Annotated in this window: 13 protein-coding genes; 7 read left to right on the forward strand and 6 right to left on the reverse strand. The window is 67.2% G+C overall.

All coding sequences use genetic code 11. From position 1 onward, the window contains the following. Positions 1-67: 67 nt before the first annotated feature. From F4Y72_09265 to F4Y72_09280, 4 genes are all read right to left on the reverse strand, one after another. The gene (locus F4Y72_09265; GenBank protein ID MXZ28479.1) at positions 68-1,396 is read right to left on the reverse strand and encodes a hypothetical protein; all 1,329 of its coding nucleotides are present in this window, start codon (positions 1,394-1,396) and stop codon (positions 68-70) included. 89 nt (positions 1,397-1,485) lie between these two features. Continuing rightward, positions 1,486-3,156, reverse strand: a complete 1,671-nt coding sequence (locus F4Y72_09270) for a pyridine nucleotide-disulfide oxidoreductase (GenBank protein ID MXZ28480.1) — start codon at positions 3,154-3,156, stop codon at positions 1,486-1,488. Further along, positions 2,706-5,060: an SLC13 family permease gene (locus F4Y72_09275; protein ID MXZ28481.1), complete on the reverse strand. Its 2,355-nt coding sequence runs from the start codon at positions 5,058-5,060 to the stop codon at positions 2,706-2,708. The genes F4Y72_09270 and F4Y72_09275 overlap by 451 nt, the downstream gene beginning before the upstream one ends. Further along, positions 5,053-8,685, reverse strand: coding sequence for a 5-oxoprolinase (locus F4Y72_09280; protein ID MXZ28482.1), 3,633 nt, complete (start codon positions 8,683-8,685; stop codon positions 5,053-5,055). Before F4Y72_09280 ends, F4Y72_09275 begins: the two co-directional genes overlap by 8 nt. A gap of 11 nt (positions 8,686-8,696) precedes the next feature. Here F4Y72_09280 and F4Y72_09285 point away from each other — a divergent pair, with 11 nt between their 5' ends. The 5 genes from F4Y72_09285 (at position 8,697) to F4Y72_09305 (ending at position 12,431) form a co-directional block, all read left to right on the forward strand. Then, positions 8,697-10,148, forward strand: coding sequence for a sodium/proline symporter (locus F4Y72_09285; protein ID MXZ28483.1), 1,452 nt, complete (start codon positions 8,697-8,699; stop codon positions 10,146-10,148). Then, positions 10,141-11,541, forward strand: a complete 1,401-nt coding sequence (locus F4Y72_09290; protein MXZ28484.1) for a sodium/proline symporter — start codon at positions 10,141-10,143, stop codon at positions 11,539-11,541. The genes F4Y72_09285 and F4Y72_09290 overlap by 8 nt, the downstream gene beginning before the upstream one ends. A gap of 62 nt (positions 11,542-11,603) precedes the next feature. Further along, positions 11,604-11,840 (forward strand): 50S ribosomal protein L28, encoded by a 237-nt coding sequence (gene rpmB, locus F4Y72_09295; protein ID MXZ28485.1) that lies wholly within the window; start codon positions 11,604-11,606, stop codon positions 11,838-11,840. A 23-nt stretch (positions 11,841-11,863) separates the two neighbouring features. Further along, positions 11,864-12,019 (forward strand): 50S ribosomal protein L33, encoded by a 156-nt coding sequence (gene rpmG, locus F4Y72_09300; GenBank protein ID MXZ28486.1) that lies wholly within the window; start codon positions 11,864-11,866, stop codon positions 12,017-12,019. A gap of 76 nt (positions 12,020-12,095) precedes the next feature. Continuing rightward, entirely contained in the window at positions 12,096-12,431 is a 336-nt protein-coding gene (locus F4Y72_09305) for an STAS domain-containing protein (protein ID MXZ28487.1), read from the forward strand. A 14-nt stretch (positions 12,432-12,445) separates the two neighbouring features. On the opposite strand, the gene F4Y72_09310 is transcribed toward F4Y72_09305, so the two are convergent. Further along, positions 12,446-13,129: a JAB domain-containing protein gene (locus F4Y72_09310; GenBank protein ID MXZ28488.1), complete on the reverse strand. Its 684-nt coding sequence runs from the start codon at positions 13,127-13,129 to the stop codon at positions 12,446-12,448. A gap of 370 nt (positions 13,130-13,499) precedes the next feature. Between F4Y72_09310 and coaBC the strand changes: the two genes are divergently transcribed. After that, on the forward strand, positions 13,500-14,735 hold the full coding sequence (gene coaBC, locus F4Y72_09315) for a bifunctional phosphopantothenoylcysteine decarboxylase/phosphopantothenate--cysteine ligase CoaBC (GenBank protein MXZ28489.1): 1,236 nt from the start codon (positions 13,500-13,502) through the stop codon (positions 14,733-14,735). Further along, positions 14,603-15,208: a dUTP diphosphatase gene (locus tag F4Y72_09320; protein MXZ28490.1), complete on the forward strand. Its 606-nt coding sequence runs from the start codon at positions 14,603-14,605 to the stop codon at positions 15,206-15,208. The genes coaBC and F4Y72_09320 overlap by 133 nt, the downstream gene beginning before the upstream one ends. 6 nt (positions 15,209-15,214) lie before the next feature. On the opposite strand, the gene pyrE is transcribed toward F4Y72_09320, so the two are convergent. Further along, on the reverse strand, positions 15,215-15,859 hold the full coding sequence (gene pyrE / locus F4Y72_09325) for an orotate phosphoribosyltransferase (GenBank protein MXZ28491.1): 645 nt from the start codon (positions 15,857-15,859) through the stop codon (positions 15,215-15,217). Between the last annotated feature and the right edge of the window lie 11 nt (positions 15,860-15,870).

Genomic DNA, 15,870 nt, shown 5'->3' on the forward strand with positions numbered 1-15,870 from the left:
GCTTGATCCCCCCAGTAAAACGGAGGCCGCTATGGTAGCAGCCCCGGTGTTGCCGGAGATGGTTGCTTCAGGGGCCCTGACCGGCACGCAGCAAGGCCCAGGTCGAACGGAGCAGGCGCTCATAATCGGCCCGGTCGAGAAGCGAGCGAACCCGGCTGCCGTGCATCGTGAGGTTGTCCGCAACACGCACGAGCGGCAGCAGATTCAGCCACTTGCGGGCCGGAATGGCGTTTGCCCGGCGCGGCAGTACGCAATACGGCGACAGCGCCAGGAGTTGGCGGTGACGCGGGCTGCGCCGGGAGATGATCCGGCGAGCGCGGACGTCTCCGTAGCGCGGGGCAAGCGCGCGCACCAGTTGTTCCGCATTGAGCGCCGGGTACGGCCCCCGCTCCCGAGCCAGGCGCAGGGATTCGCGTAGCAACTGGCGCTTGAACAGCGTCAGCCAGCGTTGCAGGAGCCGCAGCGTGGAGAAGGACGCCGGATCCAGCCCGTGGCGCAATACCAGGTCCCCGATCCCGGTGACGTGCGCGGCCAGCCGGCGATTGGCCAGGGCGTCGCGGCGCAGTTGCTCCGAAGGCCATGTCACGGCATCGATCAGGTTGTCGGCCAGCCGCACTCCAACCCGAACCAGCTTCTTGAGGTGTTGCGTGCCGCGCTCGATCTGCTCCAAGGGGATCGCGCTCAAGTCGAACTGCATGCCCAGCCAGGCGGTATCGGCTGGGGCCTCGAACAGGCTCAGCGGCATGATCGTGTCCGGCCTCTCGCTACCCATCAGGTCCGTAAGCGGCTGCTTTTGGCCCGCAAGGACCAGGTCGATGCGCGGGTTGACGTGACTGGCGCAAACCAGTTCCTCCCACAGCGCTTCCTCGCGGAAGGTTCCCGCGTCCACCCGCAACGCCGTGCGCGGGCCTGCTCCGCCCGGATCCTGCACGGCCTTCAGCAGGGTGCGGCATGCCGGATGTTCGGCACGAAGCGAAAAGACCACCGGAGGAACCTCGGGCAGGACCTCGGACTGCTTTCGGATCTCGCGGATCAGCGCGTCGAGCCAGGCGCCGAAATGATCCGGGACAATCCCGGAGAGGTCGATCCCGATCGCGACGTCCCGCTCTCCGGGTTGCGCAAGGCAGTCGCGAAATGCCCCTAGCGCAGGACCGCCGGAACCGGGCGATTCGTCCGGGCCGACCCGCATGCGGAAGGCATATTGTCCGGAGACGGCATGGCTTGTCGCAAGCGGATCCCCGGCATCGAACGGCAGCGGCCCGATGGTTTCGCCGCTGAGCAACCGCTCGAAGTAGCCGCGCCAGCGCTGGGGCTCCGCTTCGCCGCGCACGGCTATCGCCGCCAGTGCGCGCGCATGCTCCAGCCGCCCGCCATTGCCGATCGTCCGCGGATCCATGCTTCGAATGTGCCGCTCGAATGCCGGCCCGGCAATCGGGAAATTGGCCGCGTTCGCCCCGTTATGGGTGTGGCGGGCCTAGTGACTTGTCACGCCTGGATCAGGTCCTTGAGGGCAACGGACTCGTCGGTCAGCAGACCAGGGTCCGGGGCAGAGCCGGAGGCGATCAGTTTCTTGCCCGCCATGAAATCCCGTGGACTGGATACGGCTTCCACCGCGGTCAACCGGTCGTCGCGCAGGCGGAACGCCGCGAAACTGCCGGAGGTTGGATCGCCGCGCAGGATGGTTTCGTCCGCGGGCCGGGCGAGTCCTGCGATCTGCAGCTTCACGTGAAACTGGTCCGACCAGAACCAGGGCAGGCCGGAATAGGGTTTCGGATCGCCCAGGATTACCGAGGCGGCCACCTGGCCATGGTCCACGGCGTTCTGCACCGATTCCAAACGCACGGCGAACCCCAGGGTGGTATTGACCGCGCGCGCGCAGTCGCCTGCGGCCAGCACCGATTCGTCTTCGGTCCGGCAGTGCTCGTCGGCCAGGATGCCGTCGTCTTCGCCAAGACCGCACTCGCGGGCCAGGTCCGCCGACGGGAGCACGCCGATGCCCACCACCACGGCATCGGCGGCATGCGTGCCGTTGGCCGTTTCGACCGCCTCGATGCGCCTGCGCCCCGCGAAGCCCCGGACCTGCTCGCCGACCCGAATGCGCACGCCGGATTGCCGGTGCAGGCCGGTAAGCCAGTCCGCGACGGGGGCGCTGGCCACGCGGCTCATTACCCGCTCCTCGGCCTCCAGGACAGTGACTTCGGCGCCGGCCTTCGCCGCCGTGGCCGCCACTTCCAACCCTATGTACCCTCCGCCCACAATGACAATCCGCCGCCCGGGAGCCAGCTCTCCGTGCAGTGCGTCGGCGTCGTCCAGCGACCTCAGATAGTGGACGCCGGGCAGGTCCGAGCCCGGAGCATCGAGCTTACGCAGAACGCTTCCCGTGGCCAGCACCAGGCGGTCGTAGCCAAGCTCCTCGCCATCGTCCAGAAACGCGCGCCGGTGGCCGCGGTCCACCGACAGCACCCGGCGGCCCAGGCGCAGCTCCACGTCCCTGGACTCGTAGTACTCGGCCCGGCGAAGCAGCAGCCGCTCGCGCTCGAGGTCGCCGGCCAGGTACTGCTTGGAAAGTGGCGGGCGCTGATAGGGTGGCGCGTTCTCGTCGCTGACCAGCGTTATCGGTCCGCCATGGCCGCCGAGCCGAAGCGAAACAACCAGTTGGGCCGCGGCCTGGCCGCCGCCGACGATGAGCACCGATTCTCCCGACACTAGGAAACGGCCGGCTGCAGCGGCCAGAAGATCGGCAGCAGCAGCATCACAATGACGAACACGAGCAGCGTAAGCGGAATGCCTGCCCGGATGTAGTCCTTGAACCGGTAGTTGCCGGGACCCATGATCAGGATATTGGCCGGATGCGAAATCGGGCTGGTGAAGCTGGCTGACGCCGCCATGGCCATGGCCATCATCGCCGTCGTCGGTGCGATCCCCAGCGACGCGCTGGCCGACAGCACCACCGGCGACATCAGCACCACCAGCGCGGCGGTGGGAACGATCATCGTGGCCAGCGCCGTAACCAGGTAAAGCCCGCCTATCACGTACCAGGGTCCCAGCGTTCCCAGCAGATCGACCGCGGTGCCGGCCAGCAGCCGGGCGGCGCCGGTGTTGGCCAGCGCCGTGCCCAGGGGCAGCATGCCCGCGATGAGGAAGACCGCCCGCCAATCGATCGCCCGGTAGGCATCCTCCATGCTGAGGCAGCGGATCAGCACCATGAGGGTCGCGCCGATCAGGGCGGCGATGGAAATCGGCAGCCAGCCGGTCAGCACGGCGCCGATCACGCCGATCATGATCAGTCCGGCATAACGCTTGCGCGGGCGCCGGGGGACGAAGGGAGTCACCTCGATGAACGAGGGGTCCCGGGCCAGCCGGCGCAGATTGTTACGCGGCCCCACGAGCAAGAGCGCATCGCCGAAGTTCAGCCGCTCCGTCTGCAGGTCGGTGTGCAGGGTCTGCCCGGCGCGCCGGATCGCAACCAGTTCCAGGCCGTACTTCTCGTTGAAACCCATTTCCGCCGCCGTGCGGCCGCCAAGGCGCGACAGTGGCGCCAGCGTGACCTCTTCGGTGGCCAGCCGGTCGGTGGCGTAGAGGTTCAGGGCCGGCGTCATTTCCTCTTCGATTTCGAGTTCCTGGACCGCGCGCAGCGTTTCCAGGTCCTCGTTACGGGTCTGCAGAAGCAGACGGTCGTCCTCGCGCAGCACTTCATCCGGATCCGGAATGAAGTTGACTTCGTCCTCGCGGTTGATGGCCAGCAGCCGGAACTCCAGCGCCTCGGCCAGGCGGGATTCGCCGTAGGCCAGGCCGACCAGCGGCGAGCCGGCCGGAACGCGAACGCTGATCAGACGCTCATTGGGCCGGTAAAGCCTCTCCAGCGTGCCCTGGTCGAGTTCGATCACTTCGTCGAATTCCTCCAGTCTCCGGGCCAGGTCCGCCGTTTCCACCCGACCCTGGAGAAGGACAAAGTCCCCGGCGCGCAGCGGCAGCCGGCTCAATCCGGAACGGCGCACGCGGGTCCCGCGTCGAAGCGCGATGGCCAGGCCGCGGGTCTTCAGTTGCAGCTCCTGCCGGTTTACGGGGTTCTGTATCAGCGGCGACCCCTCGGCGACCCGAGCCTGCACCATCCGGAGGTTTTCGGTCAGGGGCAGGTTGGCGGGCACCGTCTCGCCCTTTCCGATGACGCCCTGCCACGCGCGCAACTCTTCGATGTATTCGCGCTTGCCCTGCACCAGCAGCCGGTCGCCCGCCTTGAGCGCCGTCTGGCGCGCGGGCAGCCGGATGATGCGCCGGCCCCGTTCAATGGCGATGACGATCAGCCCCAGGGCCGCTATCCGGCTCTCCGCCAGCGTGCGTCCGGCGAGCCCGGAAGCACCGCTCAGGGAAACCGTGAACATGAATTCCCGCAATCCGTAGAGCGCCCTCAGGTTGCGCTGGCTGCGCGTCCTGGTGAACTCGCCCGCCTCGCGAGTCGGCAGCAGCCGGCGGCCGAAGAGCACGAAGAACAGCACGCCCCCGACCAGGGCTGCCCCGCCCACCGGCAGGAAGTCGAACAGTTGGAACCGGAAATCGCCCTGCTCCGCGAGCGCCGCGCTGACCAGGAGGTTCGGCGGGGTTCCGATCTGGGTGGTGAGGCCGCCGAGCAGGCATCCGAATGCCAGCGGCATCAGCAGCCGCGAGGGCGGCACGCGGGCGCGCCGCGCCAGTCCCATGACGACGGGCAGCATCAGCACCGCCACGCCGATATTGTTCATGAAGGCCGACAGCCCGCCCGACGCGAACATGATCACCGCCACCAGCGCCGCCTCGTTGCGGCCGGCCAGGCGCATGAGGTAGCGCCCGATCAGATCGCCCACGCCGGTGCGCAGCAATCCCTCGCTGATGATGAACATGGCCCACAGCGTGATGACGGCCTCGTTGCTGAACCCGGCCACGGCCTCCGCGGGCGTGACCAGGCCGGTGACGGTAAGCGCGCCCACCACCAGCAGCGCCACGATGTCCATGCGCAAGGCCTCGGTGACGAACAGCACCAGCGCGATCACGAGGATCGTGGTGACCAGTGCGATGTCAAACATCGGGTGTTTTCTCCGGGGCGCCGTAACCGCCGCCGCCCGGCGTTTCGATCGTGAACAGGTCTCCGGGCTCCACACGGGTCCTGTCGCGTGCGGTCAGTTCGGTCACGACGCCGTTGGAGCGCCGCACCCGGCCACGCCCGGGAGCGCCGTCGCCGCCCCCCGCCAATCCGAACGGCGCCGTCCGGCGTCGGTTCGACAGGATGGCCAGTTCCATCGGCTGAAGGAATTCGATGCGGCGTACCGCGCCGTCCCCGCCGCTGCGCCGCCCGCTCCCCCCGCTGTCGCCGCGAAGGCGGAACTCGCGCAGCAGCACCGGAAACCGCAATTCCAGCACTTCGGGGTCGGTGAGGCGCGAATTGGTCATGTGCGTATGCACGGCGGAGGCCCCATCGAAATCGGGACCCGCCCCGCTGCCTCCGCAGACGGTCTCGTAGTACTGGTACCGCTCATTGCCGAAAGTGACGTTGTTCATCGTTCCCTGGGCCGCCGCCATCACCCCCAGCGCGCCGTACAGCGTGTCCACCACGCACTGCGAGGTCTCCACGTTGCCGGCAACCACCGCGGCCGGCCAGCGGGGATTCAGCAGCGTGCCTTCGGGAAGGATAATGCGTAGGGGCTTCATGCAGCCGGAATTCATCGGAATGTCCGCGCCCACCAGCGAGCGGAACACGTAGAGCACGCAGGCCCGGCAAATCGGCGAGGGCGCATTGAAGTTGCCCTTGGATTGTTCGCTGGACCCGCTGAAGTCGATGACGGCTTCCCGCCGGCGCCGGTCGATGCGGATATCCACGACGATCCGTTCGTCGCCGTCCATTGTGCATTCGAACCGCCCGTCCTCCAGCCGGTCGATCACGCGCCGCACCGACTCCTCGGCGTTGTCGCGAACATGCGTCATGTAGGCGCGCACCGTCGATGCGCCGTAGTGCGCGACCAGCGCCTTCAGTTCCCGTGCGCCCTTGGCGTTGGCCGCGAGTTGCGCCTTGATGTCGGCCAGGTTGCGGGCCGGGTTGCGCGCCGGCCAGGGACCGCCCGTGAGCGCCGCGTTCAAGCGCGCTTCCTCGAGGCGCCCGCCCGACACCAGCAGGAAGTTGTCGAACAGCACGCCCTCTTCATCGATGTGCCGGCTGTCGGGAGGCATGGAGCCCGGCGTGATTCCGCCGATGTCAGCGTGATGTGCCCGCGAGGCCACGAAAAAGTCCGCAGCCTCCTCGTTCCCGAGGAACACCGGTGAAACCACCGTGAGGTCGGGCAGGTGCGTGCCGCCGTTGTAGGGGGCGTTGACCAGGTAGGCCTCGCCCGGGCGCGGGCCGGACTTGCGGGAGGTCAGGACCGCCTTGACGCTGGCGTCCATCGAGCCGAGATGCACCGGCATGTGCGGCGCGTTGGCCACCAGTTCGGCGCTCGAATCGAACAGGGCGCAGGAAAAGTCCAGCCGCTCCTTGATGTTGACCGAGTGCGCGGTGTTTTCCAGCACCGCGCCCATCTGTTCGGCGATGTGCATGAAGCGGTTGTTGAACACTTCCAGCAGCACCGGATCGGGAACGTCGCCGGTGGTCTCGATCCGGTCCTGGCGCGCGTGGCGGGAAAGGACCAGGTGACCCCCGGGCCGCGCCGATGCCGTCCAGCCCGGCGGAACGACCGTGGTGGCGTGGTCCTCGGAAATGATGGCCGGGCCCGTGATGGAGTGTTCGGCGCCCAGGTCCCGCCGCCGATACGCGGGCGTGCCGTGCTCGGCGCCGCCGAACACGGTCTTCGCGGTGAATGCGGGCCGTGGCTCCTGCGACGGATCGGGATCGTTGCCGGGCTCCCACCGGTATTCCTCGCCGGTATCGCCGCTGGCCTGCACGCGAATCGCTTCGACGACCAACGCCGGCCCGGGCGGCTCGATGCCGTAGCGAGCCCGATGCGCTTCGGAGAACCGCCGCCGCAAATCCGACAGCCCGGAGTTCCCGCCCTCCACGGAGACGGGAAGCGTGTTGTCCGAGTCCCGCACGCGGATTTCGGCCACGTATTCGAACGACAGGTTTCCCGGCTCGATGTCCGCTTCCACCAGTTCCCTTCGGCACTCGTCCGCAAGCCGGGCAAAAGCGGCCTTCATCCGTTGGACCGTTTCCGCATCCAATGAGGCTTCCAGCGCCTCCTGCCGGTATGCGCGCAACGGCGCCAATCCCAGCCCCAGGGCCGACAGCACACCCGCCAGGGGATGAAGCAGCACGGTGTCCATTCCCAGCTCTTCGGCGATGGCGCAGGCGTGCTGACCGCCCGCCCCGCCGAATGAGCACAGCGCGAACTCGGCCGGGTTCTCGCCCCGCTGCACGGATATCTTCTCGATCGCGGAGGCCATCTGGTTGATGGTGACCCGCAGGAAGCCCTCGGCGGCTTCTTCGACGCTCATCCGCCTGCCGCTGTTGTCGAACACCTCCGCGGCCAGCTTCGCGAATCCCTCCCGCGACGCCGCCTCGTCCAGCGGCTGCCGTCCATCCTCGCCGAACACACGGGGAAACATGCGCGGCTGAATACGCCCCAGCACCAGGTTCGCATCGGTCACGGTCAGCGGTCCGCCGTTGCGATAGCAGGCCGGACCGGGGTTGGCGCCCGCGGACTGGGGACCGGAAAGAAACCGGCCGGACTTGTAGCGAAGGACAGAGCCGCCGCCCGCGGCCACGGTGTGGACCTTGAGCATCGGTGCGCGCAGGCGCACGCCCGCGATTTCGTTGTGCGTAACGTACTCGTAGCCGCCGGCGTACAGCGCGACGTCGGTGGAGGTTCCGCCCATGTCGAAGCAGATCAGCTTTTCATGGCCCGCCTGCCGCGCGGTGCGCACGGCGCCCACCACGCCGGCCGCCGGCCCGGACAGAATCGCGTCCTTGCCCCGGAACCGCCCGGCTTCGACCAGTCCGCCGTTGCTTTGCATGAAAGCCAGGTTGCGCGGCGCGATCCGCTTGCTCTTCAGCCCGGCGCTCAATCCTGCGATATAGCGCCGCAGCACCGGCGAGAGGTACGCATCGACCAGGGTGGTGTCGCCGCGGCTAACCAGCTTGATCAGGGGCGACACCTCGTGCGAAAGCGACACCTGTTCGAAACCGGCCCGCTCCGCCAGCCGGCCGGCCTGCCGTTCGTGTTCCGGATTGCGCCAGGCATGCATGAAGCAGACCGCCACCGACTTCAGCCCTTGCCCGCGGGCCGCCTTGAGCCCTTCGAGAAGCGCGCCGGCGTCGAGCGGAGCCAGTTCCCGTCCGTCGGCATCGATGCGCCCCTCGGCCTCGAGCACGTCCGCGTACAGGGCGGGCGGACGCCGAATCTCCAGGGCGAACAGATCGGGCCGGTTCTGGTAGCCGATCAGCAGGGCGTCCGCGTAGCCGCGGTTCACCAACAGCAGCGTGGGTTCTCCGCGCCGCTCCAGAAGCGCGTTGGTGGCCACCGTGGTGCCCATTTTCAAGTCTCGCACGGCGCCCGGGGCGCCGTCTTCGGCCATCAGCGCGCCGATAGCGTGCACCGCGGCGTCCGTGTAGCGGGAAGGATCCTCCGACAGCAGCTTGTGGACTTTCAGTTTCCCTTCGGGGTTGCGCGCCACTACGTCCGTGAACGTGCCGCCGCGATCAATCCAGAACCGCCAATCGGACATGCGGAAATTGTATGTCGCATGGCTGCGCCTTCGCCGCTATAGTTGCCCGGATGAACAGCACCGCCACGGTAATCGTCACCCTCGTCCTGTACAAGCTGGTCCTGCTTTCGATCGGCGTGTGGGCCCACCGGCGCAGCCAGGATCAGGGCGAATTCCTTCTGGGGGGAAGGCGCATCGGCGCCTGGGTGACGTCGCTGAGCGCCTGCGCCAGCACCACCTCGGCCTGGACGCTGCTGGGCGTGAGCGGGTTTGCCTATTTTGTTGGCCCGCCGGCCATCTGGTTGACGGTAGGCATCGTCGGCGGGTTCGTGATCAACTGGTGCTGGGTGGCGCCGCGCATCAACAGGGCGGCCGCACAGACCGGCGCGCTGACCCTGACCGAACTGCTGCTCGGCGGTGACGACCCCTATGCACGCCTGGCCCGGCGGGTCGCGTCGGTGATCATCCTGGTGTGCTTCATGTTCTACGTGGCGGCCCAGTTCCAGGCGGCCGCCAACGCCTTCAACGAATCGCTCGGGCTTTCGGTCGAATCCGGCATCCTGGTGGGCGCCGCGGTGATCCTGGCCTACACGCTGCTCGGCGGTTTCCTGGCGGTCAGCCTCACCGACAGCGTGCAGGGCGCCCTGATGCTGCTGGTCTCGATACTGTTGCCGGTGGTCACGGTGTTCTTCGTGATTGCGCTCGGAGGAAGCGATTACATATTCAGCGTCCGCGGAGAGGCCTTCAGCATCGCGCCCCCGGACGCGGGCCTTGCGGCGATCGGCTTCGTCATCGGTTCGCTGAGCCCGGCCCTGGGCCAGCCTGGGCAGCCGCATGTCGTGAACCGCTTCATGGCCGCCCGCGACTACCAGGCGGTGCGCCGCGCACGGATCATCGCGCTGGTGTGGGTGGCGTTCGTGTTTGTGGGCATGACTGTTCTCGGACTGGCGGGACGGGTGCTGTATTCGGACATCGGCAATCCCGAGGACATGTTCTTCGTCGTGACCCAGCGCTTGCTGCCCCCGATCCTGGCCGGCATCGTGATCGCGGCGGTCCTGAGCGCCATCATGTCCACCGCCGACAGCCAGCTACTGACCGGGGCGGCCGCCATTTCGCGCGACTGGAACCTCAAGCGGGCGCGCCGGGCGGTCGGGCTGAAGTTCACCTATGCCGCCGTCACCGCGATAACCGTCGGAGCCACGCTTCTCGCGCTGTTCGCGCCCCAATCGATCTTCCTGCGGGTCCTATTCGCCTGGCATGCGCTGGGCGCTTCGCTGGCCCCGCTGGTCTACATGGCCGTGCTGGGAAGACAGGTCCGCTCCGGTTACGCGCTGGCCGTGCTGATCTGCGGCTTTACCTTTACCGTCGTGCTGCACCAGCGGCCGGATACGCCCGGCGACTGGCTGGAGCGCCTGGTTCCGTTCATCGTTACCATGTGCATCGCGATAGCCGGTTCGCGCCGGATCGACGGAAAACATGACTAGCAACGCAACCGTAATCACGACGCTGATCTGCTACAAGCTGGTCCTGCTCGGCATCGGCTTGTGGGCCTGGCGCCGTTCGCAGAACCAGGGCGAGTTCTTTCTGGGCGGCAGAAGCATCGGCGCCTGGGTCACGTCCATCAGTTCCTCGGCCAGCGCGGCGTCGGCCTGGACCCTGCTCGGCGTCAGCGGCTTTGCGCTGACCCAGGGTTTGCCTGCCGTATGGCTCTGCGGCGGCGTAATCCTGGGTTACATCATCAACTGGTTCTGGATTGGGCCGCGGCTGCGCGTGATCGCCAGGAGGACCGGCGCCCTGACTCTTACCGAGTTGCTCCTGGGCGACGGCGACGACGCCCTTCGGCGCGCCTCGCGCAAGGTCGCTTCGCTGATCATCCTGATTTCGTTCGTGTTCTACGTCGCCGCGCAATTCCAGGCCGCCGGCGACGCCTTCAGCCAGGCGCTGGGCCTGCCCGGCAACACCAGCATCATGCTGGGAGCCGCGATCATCCTGGCGTACACGCTGCTCGGCGGATTTCTGGCGGTAAGCGTTACCGACACGCTGCAGGGCCTGCTGATGGTGTTCGTGGCGGTCGCCCTGCCGGCAGTCGCACTATTCGCCCTCGCAGACCTGGGCGGGTCGGCGCAGGCTGTGCTGGCCGACGATGGAACGCTACGGCTGACGCCCGCCAACGCGGGCATTGCCGCCCTGGGATTCGTGGTCGGCTGCCTTTCCGTGGGTCTTGCCCAGCCCGGACAACCGCATGTGGTCAATCGCTACATGGCGGCACGGGACGACAAGGCCATTCGTCAGGGCCGGATCATCGCCCTTTCGTGGGTGGTGCTGGTGCTCTCCGGCATGACCGCGCTGGGCCTGGCCGGAAGAGTGCTGTTTACCGGCCTCGCAAACCCGGAGACGGTCCTGTTCGAGACCGCTGCGACCCTGCTGCCTCCGGTACTTTCGGGCCTGGTGATCGCGGCGGTGCTCAGCGCCATCATGTCCACCGCCGACAGCCAGCTCCTGGCCGGTGCGGCCGCCGCCTCGCGCGACTGGCGGCTGGAGCGCGTGCGCGAGCGCAAGGGCCTCAGGTCCACGTACGTCGTGGTGACCTTGATCACGGTCGGCGCCACGATGATTGCGCTGTTCGCACCCGAGGCGATCTTCACCCGGGTGCTGTTCGCCTGGCACGCCCTGGGCGCATCGTTCGCGCCGCTGGTGGTCATGACGGTGCTGCGCCGTCCGGTGCGGCCCGCCTATGCGCTGGCCGTGCTTTGCTGCGGCTTCGTGTTCACCGTGCTGCTGAACTGGCAGGAAAACACGCCGGGCGACTGGGCCGAGCGCCTGCTTCCGCTGATTCTGACCATGTCGATCGCGTACCTCGGATCGCGCCGCCGCTGATTCAGTCTTTCCCTTATTGCTATACAATGCCGGCCTCAAACGGCGCTCGCCGGGGAAACACCATGTCACGCGTATGCCAGGTCACGGGGAAACGACCCATGTCGGGGAACACCGTTTCGCACGCGCATAACAAGCGCCGTCGCCGTTTCCTGCCCAACCTCCACACGCACCGCTTCTGGGTGGAGAGCGAAAAGCGTTATGTCAGGCTGCGGGTTTCGCGCAAGGGACTGAAGATCATCGACCGCGACGGCATCGACACGGTGCTGGCGAATCTGCGTGCGACAGGCGAGCGGGTATAAGACGCAGCCCGGGAGTTATCGCGATGCGGGAGAAAATCAGGTTGGTATCCACGGCCGGGACCGGTCACTTCTATACGACCACGAAGAACCGCAGGACGCACCCGGAGAAGATGGAAGTGAAGAAATACGACCCGCGCGCGCGCAAGCACGTTACCTACAAGGAAGCCAAGATCAAGTAGTTTCAGCGCGCCTCGCGGCCGGATTCGCAGGTGCTAGAATGCGGAAATAGCTGGCTTCGGGGGAGCCACTGGTCCGATGCAGATTCGCACCGAGACTATAGACGGAACGCTGATCGCCTACGCGGCGGGCCGCATTGACGGAGCCAGCGCATTAGACTTCAAGCGTTCCATGCAGGCAGTGCTGGGCGACGAAAAAACAGTCGTCGTCGATTGCCATGAAGTCACGGAAGTCAGCAGCGCGGGACTGAGCGCGTTCCTGATGATCGCCAGGGAATTGCAGGAGCAGGGCATGAAATTCGCGCTATGTTCCATGACGCCGCGGGTCAGGATTGTTTTCGAGATGACCGGGTTCGACAAGATCATCCCGGTGCATGCGACCCGCGAAGGGGCGCTGGGCTCGCTCCGCGACTGAAGTATGACACGGCACTAAAGCGCCCCCAGGCGCGCGAGCGAAGCGCATCCGTCGTGTCCGACGATAAAGTGGTCTAGCACCCGCACGTCGATCAGTTCCAGCGCCTTGCGGATGCGCTCGGTAATCAGGTGGTCCGCCTGGCTGGGCTCCGCCACGCCGGACGGGTGGTTGTGGGCAAGGATGACCGCCGCCGCGTTTCGTTCCATGGCGCGGCGCACGATTTCCCGCGGATAGACCATGGCGCTGTCGAGGGTGCCGTGAAAGATCTCTTCAAAGGCCAGCACCCGGTTTCGGCAATCGAGAAACATGCAGCAGAAGGTCTCGTAGCGGCGGTCCCGCAGCCGGGCCAGCAGGAAGCGCTCGCTGTCGGCCGAATTGCCCAGTCGGCGCCCTGTCGTGATCTTTTCCTTCAGCGACCGGGCATAGCATTCACGAGCGGCCGCGATCACGGTGGCCTTGGCCGCGCCGATTCCGTGCACCCCGGCGAGTTCGCGGGGCGTGGCCGCGAATACCCCGCGCAGGCCGCCGAAGCGCACCAGCAACTCCTGCGCCAGCTCCAGCGCCGACATCCCGGCGGCGCCCGATCCCAGAAGAATGCACAGCATCTCGGCATCCGACACGCTGTCGACTCCCTCGTTCAGAAGCCGTTCCCGGGGTCGCGTGGAACTCGGCCACTGGCTAATCCTTGAACCGGCCATGCTAGTGTGCTGTCCCCTAAGTTCCTTGCCTTTCAGCGTGTCCCCTGTGGCGTGTGGCGAGGCGCGTTCCGCCGGGAATGGTGTCTTCCATTGCCAAGGGGCGCAACGCGGCCACGGGCCACAGGGGCCGCGCCCTACGGGAGCGGGCCTGAAGCGCCACTGCGGCGTTGTCGTCCTGGGCAATACGGGCGTATTCCCTGCGGACGGCGCCTTGCATTGACGCTTCAGGCCCGCTCTGAAAGGCAAGGAACTTAGGGGACAGCACACTGACAGTGTGCAAGCCGACGGGCGCGCGGCAAAGGGCGAATGGCGGCGCGTTTGCAAAGAAATGACGCGACACCGGCGTTTGCTGGGATAATGGGCGGCGACCATGCACATCCTGACGAACAAGAAGATCCTGCTGGGCGTAAGCGGCAGCGTCGCCGCGTACCGTGCCCCGGAGCTGGCCCGCCGGCTGTCCGAGCATGGCGCGGAGGTTCGCGCGGTCCTGACCGAAGGCGGCGCGAAGCTGATTTCCCCGCTTTTGATGCAGGCCGTTACGGGTGCGCCGGCCCGCTGCTCGCTCTGGGACGAAGCGGCCGAGGCGGCGATGAGCCATATCGAGCTGGCGAGGTGGGCGGATTGCATCGTCATCGCCCCCGCTACCGCCAATACGATCGCGCGCCTGGCTCGCGGCGAAGCCTCCGACCTGCTCGGCACGGTATGCCTGGCGAGCAATGCTCCGGTGCTGGTGGCGCCGGCCATGAATCGCAATATGTGGAGCAACCGGGCCACGCAGGAAAATTGCGCCTCGCTGCGCGAGCGCGGATGCGTACTGGTGGGTCCCGATCACGGACAGCAGGCCTGCGGCGACGTTGGCGAGGGTCGCATGAGCGCGGTTCCGGACATCATCGAGGCGCTGGAGCGGAGCGTCGGCGTGTCGGACCAACTGGCCGGGCAGCGGGTGCTGATTACGGCCGGACCGACGCGGGAACCGATCGATCCGGTGCGATTCCTGTCCAACCGGAGCACCGGGACGATGGGATTCGAGCTTGCCGAAGCGGCGGCGCGGGCCGGCGCCGACGTTCAGTTGGTGACCGGACCCACTTCGCGGCCTACGCCGGCGGGAGTCGAGCGCCTGGACGTGGTCACTGCCGACGAAATGCTCAATGCTGTGATGGAGCGGGCGAACGACTGCCACGTTTTCATCGCCTGCGCTGCCGTGTCGGACTACACTCCGGCGCGTTACAGCACCAAAAAGCTGAAACGCCGGGACTCCGCGGAAGCGCTGGAACTGAAGCCGTCGCCCGACATTCTGGCCGGCGTGGCCCGACTGCCCGAGCGGCCTTTCCTGGTCGGCTTCGCCGCCGAGACCCAGCAGGTGGAGGAGAACGCGCGCGCCAAGCTTGAGTCCAAGGGCGTGGACATGGTGGTCGGCAACCGGGTCGGCGAGGATCGCGGGTTCGGGGACGTGGCGACGTCGGCGAGGGTCGTATGGGAAGGCGGCGGCCGGCGGATCGGGAAGTGCGCCAAGCCGGAGATGGCGCGGCAGTTGATCGGCCTGATCGCCGAACGCTGCGGACTGGAGAAAGTAACGCTGCTGCGGACCCGGAGTTCGGCGCAGTGAGCCGACCGGCGCGGCCCGCGGATCAGCGGGGTTGCGCGATCCAGCTACGGATTCTCAATGAAAGAGCCCGGCTGCCCCGTTATGAAACGCAGGGATCGGCCGGCATGGACCTTCGCGCCTGCCTGGACGAGCCGCTTACGCTGAAGCCGGGCGAGACCCGCCTCGTACATACGGGCATCGCGGTGCATATCGCCGATCCGGAACTGGCCGCGGTCATACTTCCGCGCTCCGGCCTCGGCCACAAGCACGGCGTAGTGCTCGGCAACCTGGTGGGACTGATCGACTCCGACTACCAGGGCGAGATCATGATGTCCTGCTGGAACCGCGGCGACAAACCCTTCGTGCTGGAGGACGGAATGCGGGTGGCGCAACTGGTGCTGTTGCCGGTAGCGCGGGCGGCCTTCGACGTGGTCGAAGAATTCACGGCATCCGAGCGGGGCGAGGGCGGCTTCGGCCACACCGGCCGCACCTGAGGAGGATCAGGGCGCGCCGTATTTCTTTCGGTAAGCCGCGATCCGCTCTTGTGCGTCGGGGTCCATTCCGGTCGCGCGCATCGCACCGAGCAGGCTGTCCAGTCCGAATACGGAGCAGACGCCGATACCGAATACGTCAGCCAGTTCCCCGGCCGCGCTGAGCTTGCCGGAACCGCGTTCCTGCCGGTCCAGCAACAACAGCAAGCCCACGGGTTCGGCTCCGGCATCCCGCACAAGGCCCACCGCCTCGCGCGCGGAGGTGCCGGCGGTCAGCACGTCGTCGACGATCAGAACGCGGCCGCCCAGTGCCGCTCCCACCACGGCTCCGCCTTCGCCGTGGTCCTTGCGCTCCTTTCGGTTGTACGCGTACGGGACGTCCAGGCCGTAGCCCTGCGCCAGGGCCAGCGACGTAATGGCGGCCAGCGGTATGCCCTTGTAGGCCGCGCCGAAGAGCATGTCGAAACGCAGTCCCGACCCCATGGCCGCCTCCGCCAGGGCCTGGCCGGCCACCAGCGAACCGCGTCCGGTGCACAGCTTCGAGGAGTTGAAGAAATAAGGACTTGCCCGCCCGCCCTTGGTTGTGAATTCGCCGAACAGCAAGGCGCCGGTGTCGAGCGCAAGGCGCAGCAGATCGGCCTGGCTGGGACGCAGCACGCTCACTT

This window comes from Gammaproteobacteria bacterium, assembly GCA_009838035.1.
Taxonomy (GTDB): domain Bacteria; phylum Pseudomonadota; class Gammaproteobacteria; order Steroidobacterales; family Foliamicaceae; genus Foliamicus.

Bases quoted from the DNA above. Each gene is read 5' to 3' on its own strand.
- F4Y72_09275 (MXZ28481.1), bottom strand. From the start codon at position 5,060: ATGTTTGACATCGCACTGGTCACCACGATCCTCGTGATCGCGCTGGTG.
- F4Y72_09285 (MXZ28483.1), top strand. From the start codon at position 8,697: ATGTCGCATGGCTGCGCCTTCGCCGCTATAGTTGCCCGGATGAACAGC.
- F4Y72_09310 (MXZ28488.1), bottom strand. From the start codon at position 13,129: ATGGCCGGTTCAAGGATTAGCCAGTGGCCGAGTTCCACGCGACCCCGG.
- F4Y72_09320 (MXZ28490.1), top strand. From the start codon at position 14,603: ATGGGAAGGCGGCGGCCGGCGGATCGGGAAGTGCGCCAAGCCGGAGAT.
- coaBC (MXZ28489.1), top strand. From the start codon at position 13,500: ATGCACATCCTGACGAACAAGAAGATCCTGCTGGGCGTAAGCGGCAGC.
- F4Y72_09265 (MXZ28479.1), bottom strand. From the start codon at position 1,396: ATGGATCCGCGGACGATCGGCAATGGCGGGCGGCTGGAGCATGCGCGC.
- F4Y72_09290 (MXZ28484.1), top strand. From the start codon at position 10,141: ATGACTAGCAACGCAACCGTAATCACGACGCTGATCTGCTACAAGCTG.
- rpmB (MXZ28485.1), top strand. From the start codon at position 11,604: ATGTCACGCGTATGCCAGGTCACGGGGAAACGACCCATGTCGGGGAAC.
- F4Y72_09305 (MXZ28487.1), top strand. From the start codon at position 12,096: ATGCAGATTCGCACCGAGACTATAGACGGAACGCTGATCGCCTACGCG.
- rpmG (MXZ28486.1), top strand. From the start codon at position 11,864: ATGCGGGAGAAAATCAGGTTGGTATCCACGGCCGGGACCGGTCACTTC.
- F4Y72_09280 (MXZ28482.1), bottom strand. From the start codon at position 8,685: ATGTCCGATTGGCGGTTCTGGATTGATCGCGGCGGCACGTTCACGGAC.